General features: G+C 68.6%; 21 protein-coding genes and 1 riboswitch. Of the genes, 8 read left to right on the top strand and 13 right to left on the bottom strand.

What is annotated here, in order from left to right; translation table 11 throughout:
• Window positions 1-22: 22 nt before the first annotated feature.
• Together A8G18_RS17705 and A8G18_RS17700 are read right to left on the bottom strand one after the other, a co-directional pair.
• The gene (locus tag A8G18_RS17705; RefSeq protein WP_064064878.1) at window positions 23-877 is read right to left on the bottom strand and encodes a MurR/RpiR family transcriptional regulator; all 855 of its coding nucleotides are present in this window, start codon (window positions 875-877) and stop codon (window positions 23-25) included.
• Window positions 878-1,047: 170 nt separating this feature from the next.
• The gene (locus A8G18_RS17700) at window positions 1,048-1,857 is read right to left on the bottom strand and encodes a hypothetical protein (RefSeq protein WP_064064877.1); all 810 of its coding nucleotides are present in this window, start codon (window positions 1,855-1,857) and stop codon (window positions 1,048-1,050) included.
• 80 nt (window positions 1,858-1,937) lie between these two features.
• Here A8G18_RS17700 and A8G18_RS17695 point away from each other — a divergent pair, with 80 nt between their 5' ends.
• From A8G18_RS17695 to A8G18_RS17685, 3 genes are all read left to right on the top strand, one after another.
• Complete coding sequence (locus tag A8G18_RS17695) at window positions 1,938-2,771, top strand: DUF3097 domain-containing protein (protein WP_064064876.1); 834 nt, start codon at window positions 1,938-1,940, stop codon at window positions 2,769-2,771.
• A gap of 192 nt (window positions 2,772-2,963) precedes the next feature.
• The gene (locus tag A8G18_RS17690) at window positions 2,964-3,404 is read left to right on the top strand and encodes an NfeD family protein (RefSeq protein WP_064064875.1); all 441 of its coding nucleotides are present in this window, start codon (window positions 2,964-2,966) and stop codon (window positions 3,402-3,404) included.
• Window positions 3,405-3,406: 2 nt separating this feature from the next.
• Entirely contained in the window at window positions 3,407-4,648 is a 1,242-nt protein-coding gene (locus A8G18_RS17685; RefSeq protein ID WP_064064874.1) for an SPFH domain-containing protein, read from the top strand.
• A gap of 51 nt (window positions 4,649-4,699) precedes the next feature.
• Here the strand turns inward: A8G18_RS17685 and A8G18_RS17680 are convergent, their stop codons facing one another.
• Window positions 4,700-5,710: a DMT family transporter gene (locus tag A8G18_RS17680; protein ID WP_064064873.1), complete on the bottom strand. Its 1,011-nt coding sequence runs from the start codon at window positions 5,708-5,710 to the stop codon at window positions 4,700-4,702.
• A gap of 143 nt (window positions 5,711-5,853) precedes the next feature.
• Window positions 5,854-5,943, bottom strand: a riboswitch (glycine riboswitch).
• Window positions 5,944-6,054: 111 nt separating this feature from the next.
• Here A8G18_RS17680 and A8G18_RS17675 point away from each other — a divergent pair.
• Window positions 6,055-7,380: a DUF2254 domain-containing protein gene (locus A8G18_RS17675; protein ID WP_245207909.1), complete on the top strand. Its 1,326-nt coding sequence runs from the start codon at window positions 6,055-6,057 to the stop codon at window positions 7,378-7,380.
• A 76-nt stretch (window positions 7,381-7,456) separates the two neighbouring features.
• Window positions 7,457-7,666 (top strand): hypervirulence associated TUDOR domain-containing protein, encoded by a 210-nt coding sequence (locus A8G18_RS17670; protein WP_064064872.1) that lies wholly within the window; start codon window positions 7,457-7,459, stop codon window positions 7,664-7,666.
• Between the two features lie 16 nt (window positions 7,667-7,682).
• Here A8G18_RS17670 and A8G18_RS17665 read toward each other — a convergent pair whose 3' ends face one another.
• The 3 genes from A8G18_RS17665 to A8G18_RS17655 are packed head-to-tail and all read right to left on the bottom strand — an operon-like array spanning window position 7,683 to window position 9,488.
• The gene (locus A8G18_RS17665) at window positions 7,683-8,198 is read right to left on the bottom strand and encodes a hypothetical protein (RefSeq protein ID WP_064064871.1); all 516 of its coding nucleotides are present in this window, start codon (window positions 8,196-8,198) and stop codon (window positions 7,683-7,685) included.
• Window positions 8,195-8,776 carry a helix-turn-helix domain-containing protein gene (locus A8G18_RS17660; protein WP_064064870.1) on the bottom strand — a complete coding sequence of 194 codons (582 nt, stop codon included), beginning with the start codon at window positions 8,774-8,776 and terminating at the stop codon, window positions 8,195-8,197. The genes A8G18_RS17665 and A8G18_RS17660 overlap by 4 nt, the downstream gene beginning before the upstream one ends.
• Window positions 8,777-8,807: 31 nt before the next feature.
• Window positions 8,808-9,488 carry a TVP38/TMEM64 family protein gene (locus tag A8G18_RS17655; protein WP_064064869.1) on the bottom strand — a complete coding sequence of 227 codons (681 nt, stop codon included), beginning with the start codon at window positions 9,486-9,488 and terminating at the stop codon, window positions 8,808-8,810.
• Window positions 9,489-9,763: 275 nt separating this feature from the next.
• On the opposite strand from A8G18_RS17655, the gene A8G18_RS17650 reads away from it, so the two are divergent.
• The 3 genes from A8G18_RS17650 to meaB are packed head-to-tail and all read left to right on the top strand — an operon-like array spanning window position 9,764 to window position 14,933.
• Window positions 9,764-11,629 carry a methylmalonyl-CoA mutase family protein gene (locus tag A8G18_RS17650; RefSeq protein ID WP_064064868.1) on the top strand — a complete coding sequence of 622 codons (1,866 nt, stop codon included), beginning with the start codon at window positions 9,764-9,766 and terminating at the stop codon, window positions 11,627-11,629.
• A complete protein-coding gene (gene scpA / locus A8G18_RS17645) occupies window positions 11,630-13,876 on the top strand; it encodes a methylmalonyl-CoA mutase (RefSeq protein ID WP_064064867.1) in 2,247 nt (748 codons plus the stop codon).
• A gap of 7 nt (window positions 13,877-13,883) precedes the next feature.
• Window positions 13,884-14,933: a methylmalonyl Co-A mutase-associated GTPase MeaB gene (meaB, locus tag A8G18_RS17640; RefSeq protein ID WP_016934943.1), complete on the top strand. Its 1,050-nt coding sequence runs from the start codon at window positions 13,884-13,886 to the stop codon at window positions 14,931-14,933.
• 149 nt (window positions 14,934-15,082) lie between these two features.
• Here the strand turns inward: meaB and A8G18_RS17635 are convergent, their stop codons facing one another.
• From A8G18_RS17635 to A8G18_RS17605, 7 genes are all read right to left on the bottom strand, one after another.
• The gene (locus A8G18_RS17635; RefSeq protein ID WP_064064866.1) at window positions 15,083-15,712 is read right to left on the bottom strand and encodes a hypothetical protein; all 630 of its coding nucleotides are present in this window, start codon (window positions 15,710-15,712) and stop codon (window positions 15,083-15,085) included.
• Between the two features lie 69 nt (window positions 15,713-15,781).
• Window positions 15,782-16,360: a hypothetical protein gene (locus tag A8G18_RS17630; protein WP_129976741.1), complete on the bottom strand. Its 579-nt coding sequence runs from the start codon at window positions 16,358-16,360 to the stop codon at window positions 15,782-15,784.
• A 19-nt stretch (window positions 16,361-16,379) separates the two neighbouring features.
• Window positions 16,380-17,417 carry a sulfite exporter TauE/SafE family protein gene (locus A8G18_RS17625; RefSeq protein WP_064064864.1) on the bottom strand — a complete coding sequence of 346 codons (1,038 nt, stop codon included), beginning with the start codon at window positions 17,415-17,417 and terminating at the stop codon, window positions 16,380-16,382.
• Between the two features lie 291 nt (window positions 17,418-17,708).
• Window positions 17,709-18,944 carry a saccharopine dehydrogenase family protein gene (locus A8G18_RS17620; protein ID WP_064064863.1) on the bottom strand — a complete coding sequence of 412 codons (1,236 nt, stop codon included), beginning with the start codon at window positions 18,942-18,944 and terminating at the stop codon, window positions 17,709-17,711.
• Between the two features lie 13 nt (window positions 18,945-18,957).
• The gene (locus A8G18_RS17615; RefSeq protein ID WP_064064862.1) at window positions 18,958-19,338 is read right to left on the bottom strand and encodes a DUF2784 domain-containing protein; all 381 of its coding nucleotides are present in this window, start codon (window positions 19,336-19,338) and stop codon (window positions 18,958-18,960) included.
• 66 nt (window positions 19,339-19,404) lie between these two features.
• Complete coding sequence (locus A8G18_RS17610) at window positions 19,405-19,773, bottom strand: universal stress protein (protein ID WP_064064861.1); 369 nt, start codon at window positions 19,771-19,773, stop codon at window positions 19,405-19,407.
• A gap of 124 nt (window positions 19,774-19,897) precedes the next feature.
• A complete protein-coding gene (locus A8G18_RS17605) occupies window positions 19,898-21,367 on the bottom strand; it encodes an SDR family NAD(P)-dependent oxidoreductase (protein ID WP_064064860.1) in 1,470 nt (489 codons plus the stop codon).
• Window positions 21,368-21,403: the final 36 nt, after the last annotated feature.

Here is a 21,403-nt window from a genome sequence, read left to right as displayed (position 1 = left end):
GGAACGGGCGTTGTCGAACGGGTTAACAATCGGGAAGTGTGTCGGTCAGCGCTGCCGCCACCACGTCGTGGGCGCCGGTGTGAACCTCCGGATGCTCCGGGTGGGCGAGCACGGCTCGTTGCAGCGCGTACAGGATCGTGCTCTGCGACACGCGTGCCGAGAACGAGTCCGCTTCGTTCTCGTGGGCACCTGCACCGGCGATCAGCACATGATCCGAGATGCGTGTCAGTGGTGTGCCGGGGTAGCTCGTCACCGACACGATCGTGGCACCGCGCTCGTGTGCGGCGGTACATGCCCGGAGAGTGTGTGTGTTCGCGCCCGAATAGCTGACCGCGAGACACAGGTCGTCGGCGGTCAGGAGCCGGGCCGAGAACTGCTGACCGAGAATGTCGACCGGAGCCTCGACACTGCGACCGGCCGTGGTGAGGCGCAGGGCCGCGTCCTGGATCGGCGGCGACGAGAAACCGTTTCCTACCAACAGGATTCGACGGGCTCTCACGACGAGGTCGACGACCTGTGCAAAACCGGCCTCGTCGACGGTTGCGCGGGTCGCGGTGAGTGCTTCCGTCGCGGCCGAGAACGCCGAATCCAGAGGAGTAGCAGGAGGGTGCTCGGGATCCGGTGCCGCCCGGGCCAGTTCGAGACGAAGATGGTGGAAACCGCGGAAACCGAGACTCTGGCAGGCGCGTACGACGGTCGCCGGGGAGGTGCCCGATGCTGCCGCCAGCTCGGCGGTGGACAACTCCACCACCGCGGCGGGCTCGGTCAACACGGTGCGCACGACGCGCTGTTCGCCGGGTCCGAGCGTTGCGAGTCCGGAGCGCAGACGGGCGAGGGTGGCGCTCGAACGCCAGGATCGGTCGGAAGGATGCGACATATCGAGAACTGTCCTGTTCGTCCCCACGCCGGCGGACTCCGGCGAGCTCAGGATCGTCAGGTTAACGACGCTCCGGGCCGATCGGGCTGCGGGTGCTCACCGTTCATCCCGGCGTCACCGACGGGGGAGGGCGCCGTTCACCGATCGGTCACCGCGCGGCCCGGGAACGGTCAACGATGATGCTCGGCCCGCAGAGCAGCCGCGACCGCGCCGACACGGGCCTCGCGCACCGCGGCCCACAGCGGCTGCAGCGCGCCTTCGCGACCGGCGGTGCCCGAGACCGAACCGGCACGCAGACCCCCACCGCGGCCCGCCACGGTGAGGATCGCCGCCACCTGGTCGGCGGTGTCGAGGATGCGCACGGCACGTGCGGGCAGTGAGGGGGGATACCGGTGCCGGGCGAGTTCGGCGACCTCCTCGGCGATCTCCGCTCGCGGGTCGGTACGGCGACCGTCGGTGCCGACCGTCGGGATACCGCTCAGCGCGGAGGCGGCATCGCGTACCGCCTCCCTCATCGCGTACTCGGCCGCACCCAGACCACCGTCGAGTGCGATCTCGAGGACGGCGGGCAGGGTGAAGACATTCCACCGCAGGACGTCCGGACCCTCGATCACGGGCACCAGACCCAGTCCCGGGGTACCGGGCGCTCCCACGACGACGCCTTCGCCTGCCGCGAGTGCCGCCGATGCGAACGCGGTGCCGGCGGGCAGGGCGTGTACGGCGCCCGGGGCGGGAAGGACGAGACGCAGTCCCGCGCCGGCAGCGGTGTCGACGCGGCGGATCAGGGTGAGGAGCAGGGCGGCACCGTCGGCGACCCCCCGGTCGGGGAGGCCGGCTGCGGAGGCCGCCGCCGCATCGTGGGCACCCACGAGATGCATCGGCGCCCATTCGTGCAATGCGTCGATCACGTCGTCGGGGGAGGTGTGACCGGACAGCCACGACCCCGCCCACACGGTCAGCGTCAGGCTCGGAGAACTCACCCCGAAAGCATACGGCGGCCCGGGCGGTGGTCGGCGTGGCGGCGCGAGCCACCCCGCGCGATGTCCTAGGGTCGACCGGCGTGAGCCCACGCGACATATACGGCGGCGACATCTACGCCGGTCACGCCCGCACGAAGAAGAAAGCCGTTCCCGAACTCGCAGCGGATCGCGGTGTCGTCGTCGAGGACGCCGCATCCGGTTGGTGCGGTGCGATCGTGGGCATCGAGAAGACCTACGACGGCAATTTCGTGCGACTCGAGGACGCGCAGGGACGTACCCGGCTGTTCGCGATGCGGCCCGCGGCGTTCCTCGTCGACGGAACGCCCGTCACCCTCGTCCGGCCGAAGGCCCGTCCCGCGGCGCGGTCGACCCGGTCGGCCTCGGGATCGACCCGTGTCGACGGTGCGCGGGCACGCGTGGCGCGGGGCAGCCGGATCTGGGTGGAGGGCGTGCACGACGCCGCCCTCGTCGAACGGGTGTGGGGACACGATCTGCGGGTCGAGGGAGTGGTCGTCGAGCAGCTCGAGGGCCTCGACAATCTCGGTGCCCGCCTCGCCGAGTTCGAGCCCGGACCGGGCCGGCGTGTCGGTGTCCTCGCCGACCACCTGGTCACCGGGTCCAAGGAGGAGCGCCTCACCGCGAACCTCGGTCCGCACGTCATGGTCACCGGCCATCCCTACATCGACGTGTGGCAGGCGGTGCAGCCGAAGGCCGTGGGCATCGACGCCTGGCCCACCATCCCGCGCGGCGAGGATTGGAAGACCGGGGTGTGCCGTGAACTCGGCTGGGGCACACCGCAGGAGGGGTGGCGACGAGTGTACGGCGCCGTGAACTCGTTCCGGGACCTCGAATCGCATCTCATCGGCGCGGTGGAGCGTCTCGTGGACTTCGTGACCGAACCCGACGAGGGCTGAGGACCGGCGCACCTCGGACCGGTACACGAGCGGTTACGTGATGACTCGGTGATGTAATCCGGACAGGACGGAAGTCGAAGAAATAAAGAATTCCACCCCCGGAATCGCTCGTGCGTCACGGAGCATGGAGGAACGACGCGTGCGGCAGCTGTTCCACCAGGGCGTCTGCCGGGATGTCCGATTTGTGGTTCGATGGTGACCGTGGCCGCATTGATTTGGTTGATCGCCGGAGCGGCGTTGGCGGCCGGCGAAGCGCTCACGGGCGATTTCGCGCTGCTGATGCTCGGCGCCGCTGCGCTCCTCACCGGAGGTGTCTCCGCGGCGACCGATCTTCCGGTCTGGATCGACGCGATGATCTTCGCGGTGACATCGGTGGTGCTGCTGCTCGGCGTCCGGCCGATGCTGAGGCGGAGGTACTCCCTGCCGCCCGCTCTGCCGACCGGTATCGACGCTCTCCCCGGAAAGCATGCCCTCGTCCTGGAGCAGGTAGGGGAGCATTCCGGGCGCGTGAAGATCGACGGCGACGTGTGGACCGCCCGACCACTGGATGCCACCGAGGTGTACGAGCCGGGTACGACAGTGACAGTGATGCAGATAAACGGCGCGACAGCCGTCGTATGGAGGGGTGTCTGAGGATGGAAGCATTGATCGTGCTCGCCGTGGTGGTGGCACTGGTCGTGGTGGTCGTGGCGAAATCGGTATCGCTGGTACCTCAAGCGGAGGCCGCGGTCATCGAACGTCTCGGCCGGTACTACAGGACGGCATCGGGTCAGCTCACCTTCCTGGTGCCCTTCGTCGATCGTATCCGGGCGAAGGTCGATCTGCGCGAACGTGTCGTCTCGTTCCCGCCGCAGCCGGTCATCACCCAGGACAACCTCACGCTGAGCATCGATACGGTCGTGTACTTCCAGGTCACGAACCCGCAGGCCGCCGTCTACGAGATCAGCAACTACATCGCCGCCGTCGAGCAGCTCACCGTCACCACCTTGCGCAACGTCGTCGGCGGAATGACCCTCGAAGAGACCCTCACCTCCCGCGATTCGATCAACGGCCAGCTGCGGGGTGTGCTCGACGAGGCCACCGGACGGTGGGGACTGAGGGTGGCCCGAGTCGAACTCAAGAGCATCGATCCGCCGCCGTCGATCCAGGAATCGATGGAGAAGCAGATGAAGGCCGATCGTGAGAAGCGTGCCATGATCCTCACGGCCGAGGGCAACCGTGAATCGGCGATCAAGACCGCCGAGGGCGACAAACAATCGCGCATCCTCTCCGCCGAAGGCGCCAAACAGGCCGCGATCCTCGAAGCCGAGGCCGACCGGCAATCGCGGATTCTGCGCGCCCAGGGTGATCGCGCGGCCCGCTATCTCGAGGCCCAGGGCGAGGCGAAGTCCATCGAGAAGGTGTTCGCAGCGATCAAGGCCGGCAAGCCCACTCCGGAACTGCTCGCCTACCAGTACCTGCAGACGCTGCCGCAGATGGCGCAGGGCGACGCCAACAAGATGTGGGTGGTGCCGAGCGACTTCGGTAAGGCGCTCGAAGGGTTCGCGCGAACCCTCGGCGCGCCCGGTGAGGACGGTGTCTTCCGGTTCGAGCCGAGTCCCGTCGAAGAGGCGCTGCAGCGGCCCGAGGACGACAGTGCCGAGGTCGAGGACTGGTTCGCGACCAAGCGCGACCCGGAGGTGGCCCAGGCTGTCGCCGAAGCCGAGGCGGTCGCGCGCAAGCCGGTCGATCCTGCGGTCCGGACAGGTCTCGCAACAGAGGATGCGCAGGGCGCAGGCGGAGGCCGGTCGGCTCTGCCCACCCCGCCACCGGCGCAACGCTGGATGGCGAACGATGCGGCCGAAGAGGCGGCCGAACCGCCGCGACAACAGCAGTAGCCCAACGGATCCGAGTGGGAGGGTGCGCCGAGTGGCACAGCCTCCCACTCGCTATCGGCGTCCGAGCATCGGTAGCGCCATGGCCACCAGGATCAGCCCGGCGCCTCCCGCGGCGAGCACCGTCACGGACTCTCCGAACGCCGCCATGCCGATCATCAGTGCGACCACGACTTCGAGGTAGGACAGTCCGGACAGCTCCGCAGCACGAAGATGCTTCCCCGCGACCACGAGCAGGCCGAGGGCGAACAGACCGCAGACGACGAAGAACCCGGCGGCCCACAGCCACTGCGTCACGGTCATCCCCGACATGTCGGGTCGGGTCACCACGACCATCGCGCCCGTCGCGACGGCACCGAAGACGAAGTTCCACAGGGACCGGACGTCGGACGGCATGTCGGTGCGACAGCGGTAGCACAGCAGAGCCGCACCGTAGAAGAGACCCGAGGCCACGCCCAGCACCGTGCCCAGCGTCTCGTGCTCGCCCCCGGAAGGATCACCGCCCACCAGACCGGCGGCAAGGAGCATCCCGGCGAACGCGATCCCGATCGACAGCGCGTCGAGGCGACCGATCCCTTCCTTCAGGAACACCCGCGCGAGGATTGTCGCGACGACGGGACCGAGATAGTGGAGCACCACGGCCCGGGACAGGTCGGTCAACACCGTGGCGGACAGATAGGTCGCGAGGGACAGTCCGAGGAAGACGCCTCCTCCCACGACCGGCCAGGACAAACGGGTTCGGCGCACCTGCCCGAGTCGTCGGGACAACGCGATCAGGACGAGCATGCCGATCGCCCCCACCGCCATCCGTCCGAGGGTGAGTGCCTCGCCGAGAACCGCGCCGTCGGGTGTGGCCTTGCGGCCGAACAGGCCGGCGGCACCCATCGCCGTCGCGGACAACACGATCGCGGCGATTCCGAGCCGCCGGTTCGCACGCGGCGGCGACGTCGGAGTGGGGGAGGGAGGGAGAACAGGACCACTCGGCTCGGACAGCGAATCGACAGCGCGCGGCGGCGCGGACAGCGAAGTACCGGCGCGCGGCGGCGCGCCCAGGGAAACGGTCACACGTCTTCCTCGGGTCCAGGGTGCTCGAAGAGAGCACCAGCGGGTGATGTCGTTCCCCGCTCTGTCATCGGACCTGAGAGCTTTCGCGGACGTGATCCGCTTACACCTTCGGTGAACCCGGAAGAGTTGCTTTCCAGAGGAGCCTCGCCGTGGCGGTCTGGGGGCCTGAGAGATTCCCGGGGAGGTTGCTCCTTCGGCGCCCGCTGTGTGCGGGACTCTCCCGCCGCGGTTCGGTGGCTGTTCAGTTGTCCGTCGAGTATCTCATGGATCGGCAACGACCGATCCGCAGGGACGTTCGATGCGAGTACCCGCAGTACCGGCACTCGGTGGTTAGCTTGGTGGGCATGAGCACTCTGCCGAGATCGTGGATGCAGCTACGGATCGCTGCGGGGGTGTACCGATTTCGGGAGAGTCTGTTCGCTCTGCCCGCCCTCATCGTCGTCGCCGGAGCCGTGCTCGCGGAGGTGAGCGGCTACATCGATCGGAGCGTCGACCCCTTCCCCTGGGGCATGAAGATGAACAGCAATGCGGCGATCTGGCTGCTGAGCACCGTGGCGGGCGCCACGATCACCACCGCCGGTGTCGTCTTCTCGTTGACCGTCGTGAGCCTGCAGCTGGCCAGCAGTCAGTTCTCGCCGCGGGTGATGCGCTCCTTCATCCGGGACCGCGTCAGCCAGACGGTCATCGGAATGCTGGTCGCGACGTTCGTCTACTGCGTACTGACGCTGCGCCACATCGGCGCGGACGAGGCGGCGCCGGCCCCCACACTGTCGACCACTCTCGCGGTGGCCCTCGCAGTGTCGACCGTGGTTCTCATCATCGCCTATCTGAATCGGCTGGCTCACGGTCTGCAGGTCGGTGAGGTCGTGCGCAGCATCGCGTCGGAAGCCGAGAATGTCATCTCGCACACGGGTCGCAGCGCGAACCGCGAGCTCCACGCGGAGCGGGTGCCGGAATCGGATTTCTCGGAAGGCGCGACGGTGTACGCCCCGCGTGACGGCTGGGTGACCCAGGCGCCGGCCGAGCTCGTTCTCGCCGTTGTCCCACCGAGGGCCGTTGTACGAATGGAGACACGACCCGGCGCGTACATCCACCGAGGGGAACCTCTTCTCCGGATCCATCCGACGCCGGAGCGGGCTGTGACGCTACGGCGACTCGAGGCGGCCGTGGAGATTTCGAATGTACGTACCATGCAGCAGGACGTGGACTTCGCGCTGCGGCAACTCGTCGACATCGCGCTGCGCGCGCTGAGCCAGGCGATCAACGATCCGACGACCGCGACCGAAGTGGTGCTGCGGCTCGGAAGTCTCCTGCGCACATTACTGGTCACCGACAATCCGGCGCCGGCGATCGCGGGTGCGGAGGGTCGGATCCTGTTGCGTCCGTGGATCCTCTCTCCCGAGGAGTACATCGAGCATGCCTTCGAGCAGATCCGACAAGCCGGTTCGGCGCAGTTGCACGTCGCCACAGCGCTCGCCCGGGTGCTGCGCATGCTCGTCGACTACGTCTCGGAGCAGGGACGCACCGAGTACGTGCCGGCATTGCAACACCAGTTGCGCATGCTCGTCGACGCGGTCGTCGCCCGGCCGGAATTCCATCCGGACGACCTGGAACGGTTCCGCGCCGTCGCAGAGGGAGCGACGGATCCCGCAGAACACCGACCGGTCTGACCGGACTGCCGTGTAGGACCGGTGGGCGGCGGCTATCCATCGGTCACAGGAACCGGCCGATCGGGAGGACGAAGACATGACGACCCACTTCTCCGTCGGTGACCACGTCCGATGGAATTCGGAAGCCGGATATGTCGAAGGTGTGATCATCGACAAGCACACGAAGGACGTGGAATTCAAAGGACGCATGCGGCGGTGCAGTGAAGACGAGCCGCAGTACGAGATCCGGAGCGACAAGACGGATCACGTCGCGATGCACAAGGGAAGTGCGCTGCAGAAGATCTGACGCGAAGAGTCGACGGTCAGGTGATCAGTGCCTGACCGACGCCGCACACCGCGACCGCCCACAGCACCGACGTGGACGTGCCGATGATGAACTGTTCCGAAGCGTTCGGCTCGCGCAGTTCGGGATAGCGGGCGAGGCCTTTGACGGCCATGACGACGGCGATCCCCTCCGGCCACCCGGCGAGGATCGAGGCGGTGACGGCCCCACGTTCGAGAACTCCGATGACGCGGCCGCCGCGCAGCGGACCCGGGGGAGGAGTGGGAGCGGGACCGGCGTCGGGTTGCCGGCGAGCGATCCGGAACGCGACGAGGACGGCGGGCCCACCTCCGGTGATCGCAGCCGTCGCCGTGAGAACGAGTGTTGCCGCGAGTGTGACGCCCTGAACCGGTGTGGTCGCGGTGGCGGCGAGTGCGGAACCGGCGAGACCCGCAATGCTCAGCGACGCGGTCGGCCACACCGGCAGGCTCGGCCGCAGGACGAGCGCGGGTGCGAGGGCGGCGACGGCCAGGCACATCAGTGAGAGGACGGTCAACGGTCGGCCCTTTCCAGGAGTCGGCGCACGAGTTCGCGCCCGGCCAGTTCGGCCTGCCATCCGGCGGTGGCGAGGCGCTGGGATACCGCTTGCTTGCTGATGCCGAGGTGTTCGGCTATCCGTGCCTGCGACAGGCCCTCTCGGGCCAGGACGATCGCCTGATGCCCCTGTTCGGACCGGCGCAGGACGACGGTGGCGAGCAGGGTGAGCGCGGCATCGACATCTGCGGTGGCCGCGGTGTCGTCGCCCTCGGCCGCGACCTGCCCAGGGGCGTTCTTGGCCCGTTCGACCGCGGTGCGGGCGTGTTCGAACGCGCGCCCGCGACCCGCTCGGGTCTGTTCGGGCAGGGGGGTCTCCACCGCGCCGATCCCCACCCCGATGCTCCAGTGTTCCCGGCGGAGCAGCTCGAGGACGAGATCGACGACGAGGGCGGGATCGTCGGCGACGGCCTGGACCTCGTCGCCTGCGGTGCGATCGAACCGGCGGACCAGCGGCAGGTCGTCGAGGGCCATGAGCAGGTCCTCGACCCGATCCACGTCTCGCCGGCTTCCGCGCTGATCGACGGTAAGCACGAACATAGGTCAATCGTGGAGCCTTGACTCCTGAAAATCAAGCCTCCATGCTTGACCTCGTGGTGGGTGCTGCCGTACCGGCGGCATCGAGTGCGGAGCCCGCAGGTGCGGGTAGGCGCGCTTCGAGGAGCAATCCCGCCACACCGAGCGCGATGCATACGCCCGTGATCACCATCAGCCGCGGATCGGTCTGCCCGGTGAGAGCGTCGCCGAGGAGCACGACCGCTACGGTGCCCGGCAGGATGCCCACGACCGTGGCGAGCGTGTAGGGCACGAGGCGGACCGCCGAGACGGCGCAACAACAGTTCACGACGAAGAACGGGGCGGCGGCGATCAGCCGTAGCGAGCCGACCGCAAGCCATCCGCGACGCGCGAGACGTAGATCGATCGCCCTCGCCGCCGAGTGCGTGAGCCGCGACTCTACGACCTTGCGTCCGACCGCGCGCACGAGCAGGAACGCCAGGACAGCGCTGACCGTGCTCGCAGCGACCGTTACGCCGATGCCGACGGCGCTGCCGAACAGCACGCCGGCGCTGAGCGTGAACACCGTGCGCGGCACCGGGGCGATCGTCACGAGCGCGTGGACAGCGAAGAACGTCAGGACCAGGGCGGGGCCGTGCACCGATTCGGACCACTGCCGGATCTGGGCGATCGACGGATGTGGCACCACGAGAGCTGCAACGACGAGTGCCGCCACCAGGGCTAGAATTCCGAGCACTCTGCGGTATGCGGCAAGCCTCGTCACGGACGCCCACACTACCGGGCGACGCGTCCGCTTCCCCCGGAGCAGAGCCGGGAAGTGCGCACGATACCGTTTCATTCGAGGACGTCATTATCGAGCGCTAGGAAAACTGTGGTGATCCCCACAACGACCGCACGGTGTGTAGGGATAGCATCACACCGACGGCAACCTACCCTTTTCGAGGTTGCCCACCTCCGGCCGACAACGCCGTCCGTACAAAGCCTGCAAACCCGCAGTAGGAGGAATCGCCCGTGTCATTAGCTGCAGAAGCCGAGGATGCCGCGCGCGCATATGCGCAGTGGCAGGACGCGGTGGCGGGGGTGTTGGCCAAGTCCCGACGCGTCGACCCGGCCGAACTCGGACCCGAGCCGCAGCGTCTGCTCGCGACCACGACCTACGACGACATCACCGTCGCGCCGCTGTACGGCGTCCGCGACGAACGCGACGAAGCACCCCTGCCCGGCGAGTTCCCATTCGTCCGTGGCGGCTCGTCCACCCGCGACGTCAACAGCGGATGGCTTGTCGATGTCCGGTTCACCGGCACCGGTGCGGCCTCGGTCAACGAGCGCATCCTCGACGCCCTGAACAACGGTGTCAGCTCGGTGTGGCTCGGAGTCGGCGCCGGCGCCGTCCCCGTCGACGCACTCGACACCGCACTGAACGGTGTACTTCTCGATCTCGCGCCGGTCCGTCTCGATGCGGGCGCCGACGCGGTCGCGGCGAGCACGGCCGTCTACGGCGTGCTCGACAACCGCACCGACATCGAGGATCGTGCCGCCGTGCGCGTCTCCCTCGGTGCGGCGCCGCTCACCAGCGTGTTCTCCGAGCGTCCCGATGTCACCCTGGCCGAGGCCGTCGAGCTGGCCCGGGCCGCCGCCGACCGCACCGAAGCGGTGCGTGCCCTCACCGTGGACGGCACCGCCTTCCACAACGCCGGTTCGTCCGACGCCGAGGAACTCGGTGCCGCGATCGCCGCCGGCCTCGATTACGTGCGAGCACTCGTCGACGCCGGGGTTCCCGTCGCGGCCGCGCTCGGTCAGCTCGAGTTCCGTCTCGCCGCGACCGACGACCAGTTCCAGACCATCGCCAAGTTCCGCGCGGGTCGTCAGGTGTGGGCGCGCGTCGCCCAGGTCGCCGGTGCCCCCGAGGCCGGCAACGCCCCGCAGCACGCCGTGACCTCCGCGGCGATGATGGCCCAGCGCGATCCGTGGGTGAACATGCTGCGCACCACCCTCGCCGCCTTCGGCGCGGGTGTCGGTGGCGCCGACGCCGTCACGGTCCTGCCGTTCGACTCCGCACTGCCGGCCGGTGTGCTCGAGGTGTCCGAGGCGTTCTCCGCCCGGATCGCCCGCAACACCCAGCTGCTGCTGCTCGAGGAATCCAACCTCGGTCGCGTTCTCGATCCCGCCGCCGGTTCCTGGTACGTCGAGGAACTGACCGCGCAGATCGCGGAGAAGGCATGGGGCTTCTTCCAGGAGATCGAGGCGGCCGGTGGATACCGCGCCGCTCTCGATGCGGGTCTGATCGCCGAGCGTATCGCGCAGACGCGTGCCCGCCGCGAGTCCGACATCGCGCACCGCACGTTCTCGGTGACCGGTGTCAACGAGTTCCCGAACCTGGCCGAGAAGCCGCTGCCGGTCGGTGTCGCCGAGGCCGGCGCGTCCGCTGCGCGTTACGCCGCGCCGTTCGAGGCGCTGCGCGACCGCTCCGACACCTACCTGGCTTCGCACGGGGTCCGGCCGCGGGTGCTGCTCGCCCCGCTCGGACCGATCGCCGAACACAACGTGCGCGCGACCTTCGCGGCGAACCTGCTCGCCGCCGGTGGCGTCGAAGCGGTCAATCCCGGTCCACTGGATCTCGATGCCGATCTGTCGTCGCTGGTGAGCGATGCCGGAACGTCCGTCGCCGTGCTGTGCGGCACCGACGCCCGCTACGGCGAGCAGGCCGGCACGGCCACCGCCGCGCTGCGTGCGGCGGGTATCACGACCGTGCTGTTGGCCGGACCGGAGAAGGCCGTGGGGGACGCACAGGGCGACGATCGTCCGGACGGCTTCCTCACCGCGCGCATCGACGCGGTCGCCGCCCTCACCGACCTGCTGAACACTCTGGGAGCGTAAGTGAGCATCGAACACGAAATCGGCAGCTTCGCCGACGTCCCGTTGACGGACCCGGCCGCGCCGGCGCCCGCCGCTCCCACCGCGGAGCAGGCCGCCGCGCTCGTCGAGTCCGTCGCCGAGGCGAACAACTACAGCACCGAGGACGTCGTGTGGTCGACGCCCGAGGGCATCGACGTCAAGCCGGTCTACACCAAGGCCGACCGCGACGCAGTCGTCGCCGAGGGGTACCCGCTCGGCAGCTACCCGGGTCTGGCGCCGTTCGTGCGTGGGCCGTACCCGACGATGTATGTGAACCAGCCGTGGACCATCCGTCAGTACGCCGGCTTCTCCACCGCCGCCGAGTCCAACGCCTTCTACCGACGCAACCTCGCCGCCGGTCAGAAGGGTCTGTCGGTGGCCTTCGACCTGGCCACGCACCGCGGCTACGACTCCGATCACCCGCGTGTGCAGGGTGACGTCGGTATGGCCGGTGTCGCGATCGACTCGATCCTCGACATGCGTCAGCTGTTCGACGGCATCGATCTGTCGCAGGTGTCGGTGTCGATGACCATGAACGGCGCGGTGCTGCCGATCCTGGCGCTGTACGTCGTGGCGGCCGAGGAACAGGGCGTCAAGCCCGAGCAGTTGGCCGGAACCATTCAGAACGACATTCTGAAGGAGTTCATGGTCCGCAACACGTACATCTATCCGCCGAAGCCGTCGATGCGGATCATCTCCGACATCTTCGCGTACACATCGACGAAGATGCCGCGCTTCAACTCGATCTCGATCTCCGGCTACCACATCCAGGAAGCCGGGGCGACGGCCGACCTCGAGCTCGCCTACACCCTCGCGGACGGCATGGAGTACATCCGCGCCGGACTCGACGCGGGTATGGATGTCGACAAGTTCGCGCCGCGCCTGTCGTTCTTCTGGGCGATCGGCATGAACTTCTTCATGGAGGTCGCGAAGCTGCGTGCGGGCCGGCTGCTGTGGAGCGAGCTCGTCGAGAAGTTCGGTGCGAAGAACCCGAAGTCGAAGTCGCTGCGTACCCACTCGCAGACCTCCGGCTGGTCGCTCACCGCGCAGGACGTCTTCAACAACGTCGCGCGTACCTGCGTCGAGGCGATGGCTGCGACCCAGGGCCACACCCAGTCGCTGCATACCAATGCCCTCGACGAGGCGCTGGCACTGCCCACCGACTTCTCGGCACGGATCGCCCGTAACACCCAGCTGCTGCTGCAGCAGGAGTCGGGCACCACGCGGCCGATCGATCCGTGGGGTGGCTCGCACTACGTCGAATGGCTCACCCACGAACTCGCCAACAAGGCGCGTGCTCATATCGCCGAGGTCGAGGCCGCCGGCGGTATGGCACAGGCGATTTCGGAGGGTATCCCGAAGCTGCGCATCGAGGAGGCGGCCGCCCGCACCCAGGCGCGCATCGACTCGGGTCGCCAGCCGGTGATCGGCGTCAACAAGTACCAGGTGACCGAAGATCACGAGATCGAGGTCCTCAAGGTCGAGAACTCGCGTGTACGGGCGGAGCAGCTCGCCAAGCTCGAGCAGCTGCGCGCCGATCGCGACGAGGACGCCACCCGCGCCGCACTCGAGGCGCTCACCCGCGCCGCCGGTGCGCACAGCCAGGGTCTCGAGAACAACCTGCTCGCGCTGGCCATCGACGCGGCGCGCGCGAAGGCCACGGTCGGTGAGATCTCCGATGCCCTGGAGAAGGTCTTCGGCCGCCACCAGGCCGAGATCCGTACGATCAGCGGCGTGTACCGCGACGAGGCCGGCAAGGCCACCAACATCACCGCCGCGACCGAGCTGGTCGAGAAGTTCGCCGAGGAGGAGGGCCGCCGCCCGCGCATCCTCGTCGCGAAGATGGGCCAGGACGGTCACGACCGCGGCCAGAAGGTGATCGCCACGGCCTTCGCCGACCTCGGATTCGACGTCGACGTGGGACCGCTGTTCCAGACCCCCGAAGAGGTCGCCCAGCAGGCGGCCGACAACGACGTGCACGTCATCGGCGTGTCGTCGTTGGCCGCGGGTCACCTCACGCTGGTCCCTGCTCTCAAGCAGGCACTGGCCGAGGTGGGCCGCGAGGACATCATGGTCGTCGTCGGTGGTGTCATCCCGCCGGGTGACTTCGACGAGCTCTACGCGGCGGGTGCGGCGGCGATCTTCCCGCCCGGCACGGTGATCGCCGATGCGGCGAGCGGTCTGCTGACCAAGCTCGCCGCGCAGCTCGGCCACCACCTCGGAGGCTGACGTCGGCATGAGCGACACCTCGGTCGGCGCCGCGCAGACCCGTCGACGTCAGGTCGACGTCGACGCCCTGGCCGGGGCCGTGCTCGCCAACGAGCGGGCCGGCCTCGCCCGGGCGATCACGTTGATCGAATCGAACCGCGACGACCATCGGGAGCAGGCGCAGCAGCTGCTGTTGCGCCTGCTCCCGCAGGCGGGCAACGCAATTCGTGTCGGGATCACGGGTGTGCCCGGGGTCGGCAAGTCGACCTTCATCGACGCGCTGGGCATGTATCTGCTCGAGCAGGGGCATCGCGTCGCGGTGCTGGCCGTCGACCCGTCGTCGACTCGCACGGGCGGATCGATTCTCGGCGACAAGACGCGAATGGCGCGTCTCGCGGTGCAGCGGGACGCCTACATCCGGCCGTCGCCGTCGGCCGGCACCCTCGGTGGGGTCGCGAAGGCCACCCGCGAGACGATGGTGCTGCTCGAGGCCGCCGGATTCGATGTGATCCTCGTCGAGACCGTCGGTGTCGGGCAATCCGAGGTCACCGTGGCGAACATGGTCGACACGTTCTGCTTCCTGACCTTGGCCCGTACCGGCGACCAGCTGCAGGGCATCAAGAAGGGCGTGCTCGAACTCGCCGATCTCGTCGCCGTCAACAAGGCCGACGGAGAGTTCGAACGCGACGCGCGGGTCGCCGCCCGCGAACTCGCCGGCGCGATGCGGATGGTGCATCCGCACGACGCGATCTGGAAGCCGCCGGTGATCACCATGAGCGGCATGACCGGCAACGGTCTGGACACCTTCTGGAACACGGTGCTCGACCACAAGAAGGTGCTCACCGAGGCGGGCATGTTCGACGAGAACCGTCGTCGGCAGCAGGTGGACTGGACGTGGACGATGGTGCACGACCAGCTGTTGCGTCGCCTCGAGACGTCGCCGCGCGTGCGGGCGATCCGCAAGGATGTCGAGTCCGGGGTGCGCGACGGATCGCTCACCGCCGCACTCGCCGCCCGGCGGTTGCTCGATGCGTTCGACGGGGTGGACGACCCCGGAACTTCGGGCGAGGGCTCCTGACCGCATGAGCCGCCGCGTGATCGCGTCGCCGTCCTCGGTGCGTTCGCGATCGTCGCGGCGGCTCATCTCGTCTCCCGGCTCACGTACATCGCGGTCCAGGTCCTGATCGTGCGCGGTGTGCTCATTGCGCACGATCGGCGCGGACGGGCCTACAGGTCGAGCAGTTCCTTGGCGACGGTCACGGATGTCGGGGCGTCGAGCGATGGATGGTCGCCCCACTGACCGCCCGTGATCGACACCTCCACCTCGGGGAGCTGGATCTGCGTGACCGAGACGGCGGCGACGGAGACGGCCTGTCCCATGGTGTAGGCGATGCCCCCGGCGGCCTCGATGTCGGCGTCGGGAATCAGTTCGAGACCGCCGGTTTCGAGGTCGCTCGCCGATGGGACGGTGCCCGAGCCCGGAGCCAGGACGATCTCCACCGACCGGATCTCGTCGAGGCTCGTCGCGCTGTCCGGGGTCTCCCACGAGCAGTAGACGCTGTACTCGTCCACACCGCTCGACGAACGCAGGGTCAGACCTTCGATGTACGTGGCCACGGCGGGTGCGACATCGTCGCACGAACCGAAGCGGGCGAGGATGTCGCTGCCGAGTCCGGTCGGTTCGCCGACGGTGTCGGCGTCGAAGGGCGCGGTGTCGGTGGTTGCAGTATCCGAGGCTGTGGTGTCCGATGCGGTGTCGGACGAGGCGTCGTCGCCGGAGGAGCAGGCGCCGAGGAGCAGGGCGCCGGCGAGGGTCGCGGATGCGACCGCGTAACGGGTGGGATTCACACGGCGCATCGTAGCGTTCGTACGAGTTGTATGTGATCTTGGTTCCACAGGGGCGATCGACGGCCGCGACACCGGGTGCTACAGCCCGAGAAGCTGTTTGGCGACCGCCACGCCGCCCGCCGGATCGAGGACCGACGCGGCGTCGCGGCCGCCGACGGTGATCGACACCGACGCCTGCGGAAGTTCGACGCCGGTCGCGGTGAAGGCGGTGCCGGCCAGGTTGATCGGCATGCTGTGCGCGAATCCCCCGGCCGCCTCGATGGCAGTGTCGGGAAGCACCACGAGGCCGGTCTTCGCGGCGGTGGCGGGGGTGACGGTCTCGGGTTCGACGACGACCGCGACGGAACGGAGCCCGGAGGGCGGTTCACCGGCTTCGGCCTCCCATACACAGTTCACCCGTCGGGTGCTCACGATGCCGCCGGGGGCGGGGGTCAGCCCGTCGATGTAGCGCTCGAGGGGTGCGCCGATGGCCTCGCAACTCGGGTAGTTCTGTGTGATCTTCACCAGATACGGCGATTCGGCGGCGGCGGACGTCGGAGAACCGATATCGGCTGCATTGCGGATGTCGACCGTGGAATCCTCGGAGGAGCAGGCCGTCAGAGCCACACCGGCAGTGAAGAAGACGAAGGCACTCTTATGTATTCGCTTTTGTCGCACGCGGGCATGATAGCGGTTGTCATGCCTCGTCGGGAGACCATGGTGACGGGGTGGAATTCAAGCGAGTGTCGTTGTGCCCGGGTACGTTTCGAAGCTCCGGACGACCGCCCGCGAAGGGGGCCCGGTCGGTGTCTTCGAGCAAGGTCACCGGGGTCGGTTGCGTCAACGGTTCGAGCGATCCGCTCTTCTCCGCGGGAGTGAGGCGCGAACGCTTCCACGACACGATCAGCAGCGTGAGCCACGTGGCGACGATGAAGAGGTAGAGCGCGGCCAGTGCCGCGCCGGAGAGCCCGAACGTCCCGGCGAGCTTGTGCGCGTTGGTCAGCACGATGACCCCGCCGACGCCGGTACCGAGCAGAGTTGCGGGGACACGACTGACCAGCCAGGCCGCGATCGGCGCCGCAAGGGCACCGCCGAGAGCGAGGCCGGCGACGATCACGAGATTGCCGAGCGAGTCGTGACCGAGCCCGAACAGGAAACCCAGGCTCGCCGCGACCGCGACGAGGAACTCCGACGCGCTCACCGATCCGATCACGGTGCGCGGTGCCGTCTTGCCGCGGGAGAGCAGGGTGCTGGTGGTGATCGGTCCCCATCCGCCACCGCCGCTCGCGTCGATGAACCCGCCGAAGAAACCCAGCGGCGACAAGAACTTCGCGGTGTGCGGAGAGGTACGGGCATGCGCGACCGCCGGGGGCCGCACCGAGAAGCGCAGCGCGACGTACACACCGATGGCCAGCAGAATGCCGGCGGTCACCGGTTCGGCGGCCTCGGTCGACAGTCCCGACAGGACCGTCGCGCCGAGGAAGGCCCCGATGGCTCCGGGAACGCCGAGCCGCAACACGACCTTCCAGTCGATGTTGCGGAAACGCCAGTGCGATGCGCCCGATACGAGCGTGGTGCCCACCTCGGCGAGGTGCACCGCGGCGCTCGCGTGTGCCGGACCGACACCGCTGAACAGCAGCAGGGTCGTCGCGGTGACGCCGAAGGCCATGCCGAGAGCGCCGTCGACGAGCTGTGCGCCCACACCGACGAGCGTGAAAATGAGCAAATTGAACATATGTCTGCTCCGAAAGCTGGAAGAACCCGAGAAGATGGACGAGCGGCAGAGCGCTCAGCGACACTCCGGGGTGCAACACAGACAATCGAAGCAGGCGCCGCGGCGGGTGGGCCAGAACGACATGAGCGCGAGACGAGCGGCCGGAGCCACCTCGGTACTCGTCGCTTCCATGTTCTCGTCCTCAGGTCTCGTTGCGCGCGGATCGTTCGGTGCGGTCGAGCATAGCCCGTACTCGCGACGGAATCGCACTCGGCGGGCCCGGCGCGTCCGGTCCGGGCCCGCGGCGCGATGTCAGCCGAGGCGACGGGCGATGATCTCGAAGCCGGCCGCGCGAAGGCGTTCGGTCAGTACGTCACCGAACGCCACCGCAGGGGTCAGGACGCCGCCTCCGGCGTGCAGTGCCTCACCGCCGAGCGCGAGCGACAGGGCGGACTCGGCGAGCATCACGGCCGTGGCCTTGTAACCCGGGTCGCCCTGCGCTGCGAAGCGGGCGGTGTATCGGGCGCCCGACTCGGTCGAGGCATACAGATCGACGGTGAAGTAGCCGTTCTCCCGTGTCTTCTCCGACGGCCCCTCCCCGGGGGCGGGCAGGATCTTGTCGAGGACGAACCGCGTGGGTGCGAACGACAGGCCGGCGGCGAGAGCGCCTGTACCGAGTCCGACGAGTCCGGCGAGGACGGGGGACAGCGGCGAGGAGCCGACGCTCATGGTCTCCCGGTACCGGAACCGGCGTCCGTAGGCCCAGTCGCGCAGCGCGTTGCTGCGGCGCACGATTCGGGTGTTGTAGGAGGCCATGAAGAACGGGGCCAGCCGGCCCGAGACGCCGGGGGCGACGGATCTGCCGTCGACGAATGCAAAATCGTTCTGGCGACCGAGATCGGGTTCCTTCGACAGGTCGGGGGACAGAGAATACGGTCGCGCGGCGATCTTCCGGGCGGTGGAATCCTTGCGGACCGCATCGAGCTGCCTGCGGAGCGAATCGATGGTTCCACCGCTCACCCCGCCGCGCAAGGAGCCGAGCACGAAGGTGGTGTCGGTGAGGGGCAGGTTGCCGTCGGCCTCCGCGGCGCGGTAGAGAGCATGGACGCCGAGATCGGACGGCACGGAGTCGAAACCGCACGAGTGGACGATGCGGGCACCGGTGCGCCGGGCCACGTCGTCGAACCGGTCGATGCTCTCGCGGTGGAAGAGGACCTCGCCGGTGAGGTCGACATAGTCGGTGCCCGCCTCGGCGCACGCCTGCACGAGCGGCAGTCCGTACGCGGCATAGGGGCCGACGGTGGTGATCACCACGCGCGTGGATTCGGCGAGCGCCGTCAGTGAGGCAGGGTCGTCGGCGTTCGCCTCGATCAGGCGCCAGTCTGTTCCGAGGTCGGCGGCGAGCTTCTCGAGTTTGGTGCGTGAGCGCCCTGCGAGTCCGACGGCGACGCCGGTGGGGAGATTCTCGGCGAGATAGGCGGCGGTGAGGCGCCCGACGAAGCCGGTGGCGCCGTAGACGACGATGTCGAGATCCCGGGAGACAGTCATGCCCCCACCCTACTCAGGAGTAAGTCACGGGGGCGACCTTCGTCACACGAATCCGGTGCCACAGCACCACCCACGACACCACCACAGCGGCCGCGGCGAGGGCACGGACGGCCCCGAGTGCGGATTCCGGGTAGATCACGCCGGTCAGGTAGTGATCGATGAATCCGCTCGGCGGCAGACCCTCCCGGCCGGCGTTGCGGCGCGCCCAGTTCTCCATTGCCGTCAACGGACAGTCGAACCCTACGGCCACCGAGGCGGCTCCCCATGCCACGGCGACGACATGCGCGACGATGGTGCGGGGCCACCGCCACGCGAGGAAACCACCGAACACGACGTAGAGCACGAACAGCAGATGCACGAAGGCCGTGAGGTCGGCGACCACCCGGAACGCCATGTGTCCAGAGTAGAACGCTCGGCCGTGGAACGGACAGAGCCCGCAGTGCGGTGAGTCGGATGGGCGTCAGCCCGCCTTGATGACGAGCACCGGCACCGACGACTCGGTGATCAGACGCTGCACCGCCCGCTCGACGAGGAACTTGCCGGTCGCGGTGCGCCCGCGGCTGCCGATGACCACCCGCTCCGCGCCGCTGCGCGCGAGCAACTCGACGGTCGTGCCGACGGGATCACCGTCGTGGACGGCCGAGAGCAGTTCCCAGCCGTCGGCTCCCGCCACCTCGCTCACCTGTGCCCGCACGTCCTCCACCTCGTCGGGTTCGTCGAGCGGATGGAGCACCACCAGCGACTGCTGCCGGTCGGCGGCCTCCCGCACCGCGGCCTCGAGAGCGATCCGGCCTTCGGGGGTATCGGCGTGAACGACAGCGACAGTCATGACTCTCCTCGTGCGGGCACCGGGCGACGTCCTCCATTATCGCCGCGACGCGGCATCCGGGCGACGAGGGTCGGTGTGGAACCGGTCTCCACCGCCCCGGTCGTGTCGCGCCGATCTCCCCGGATCACCAGGGCGCCGGGCGGAAGTCCTTGAGGAAACATCCGTACAGATCCGTACCGGCCTCGCCCTGCACGATCGGGTCGTACACGCGCGCCGCGCCGTCCACGAGGTCGAGCGGGGCGTGGAAGCCCTCCTCGGCGAGGCGCATCTTGGTGTGGTGCGGCCGCTCGTCGGTGATCCACCCGGTGTCGACGGCGGTCATGAGGATGCCGTCGGTGAGCATCTCCTCGGCGCTGGTACGGGTGAGCATGTTCAGCGCCGCCTTGGCCATGTTGGTGTGCGGATGCCCGGCGCCCTTGTAACGGCGACCGCCGAACTGCCCTTCCATCGCGGAGACGTTCACGATGTACTTACGGCGGGCCGACGACGCGGCAAGCGCAGGACGCAAACGGTTGACCAGGATGAACGGCGCCACCGAGTTGCACAGCTGGACCTCGAGCAGTTCGAGCGGCTCGACCTCGCCGACGGTCTGCACCCAGCTGTTGGTGTGCACGAGATCCGGCAGCAACCCGCCGGCGTCGACGGCGACTCCGGCCGCGACCCGCTCGGGTGTCGCCGAACCGGCCACCAACGCCAGCGAGGTCAGCGAGTGCGCCGACAGGTCGACGGGCAGCGATCCGGCCAGTGCGGCCGGGTGGGCATCCGACGGCTTGCCGAAGGTCAGGACCTCGGGGCGTGGGCCGGCGGGCAACGGATCGGCCTCCGCCTGGGCCAGCGCCGAATAGGCGCCGGGGGAGCGGCGCACCGTCTGCGCCGCGTTGTTGATGAGGATGTCCAGCGGGCCCTGCGCGGCGAGGTCGTCGGCGAGGGCGACCACCTGGGCGGGATCACGCAGGTCGATGCCGACGATGCGTAGCCGGTGCAGCCAGTCGCCGCTGTCCTCCATCGCGCTGAAGCGGCGGATGGCGTCGTTGGGGAACCGCGTGGTGACGGTGGTGTGTGCGCCGTCGCGGAGCAACCGCAGCGCGATGTACATGCCGATCTTGGCCCGTCCGCCGGTGAGCAGGGCGCGCCGGCCCCGCAGATCGGTGCGGGCGTCCCGCTTCGCGTGGTTCTCCTCCGCGCAGGTCGGGCACAGTTGGTGGTAGAAGGAGTCCACCCGGGTGTACTTGTCCTTGCAGACGTAGCAGGGCCGCGGTCGCAGCAGCGTGCCCGCGCTCGTGCCGCGGCTCGCCGAGGCCAGCGGCAGGCCGGCGGTCTCGTCGTCGATGCGGGTGGGAGAGGCCGTGGCGGTCGCGGACAGCACCTGACGGTCGGCGTCGGCGCGCTGTTTACGGACCTCGTTGCGGCGCCGCCGCTTGAACTTCTTGAACATGTGTCCCACGGCCCGCTGCACGGTGATCGCATCGGGATGCTCGGCGGCGAGAGCGGCCGCTTGATCGAGCACCCGCAGGCAGGTGGCCAGGTCGTCGGGGTCGATGCGGGCGAAGCCGTCTGTCTCTGGTTCGGCCGTGGTGTCGCTGTGGAGGTTCATCTGCCTTTTTCCGTGTGCTGCTGTGGGCCCGATCGT

The sequence above is a fragment of the Rhodococcus gordoniae genome (genome assembly GCF_001646655.1).
GTDB classification, from domain to species: Bacteria; Actinomycetota; Actinomycetes; order Mycobacteriales; family Mycobacteriaceae; genus Rhodococcus; species Rhodococcus gordoniae.
This window is presented reverse-complemented; position numbering and strand designations above follow the sequence as displayed.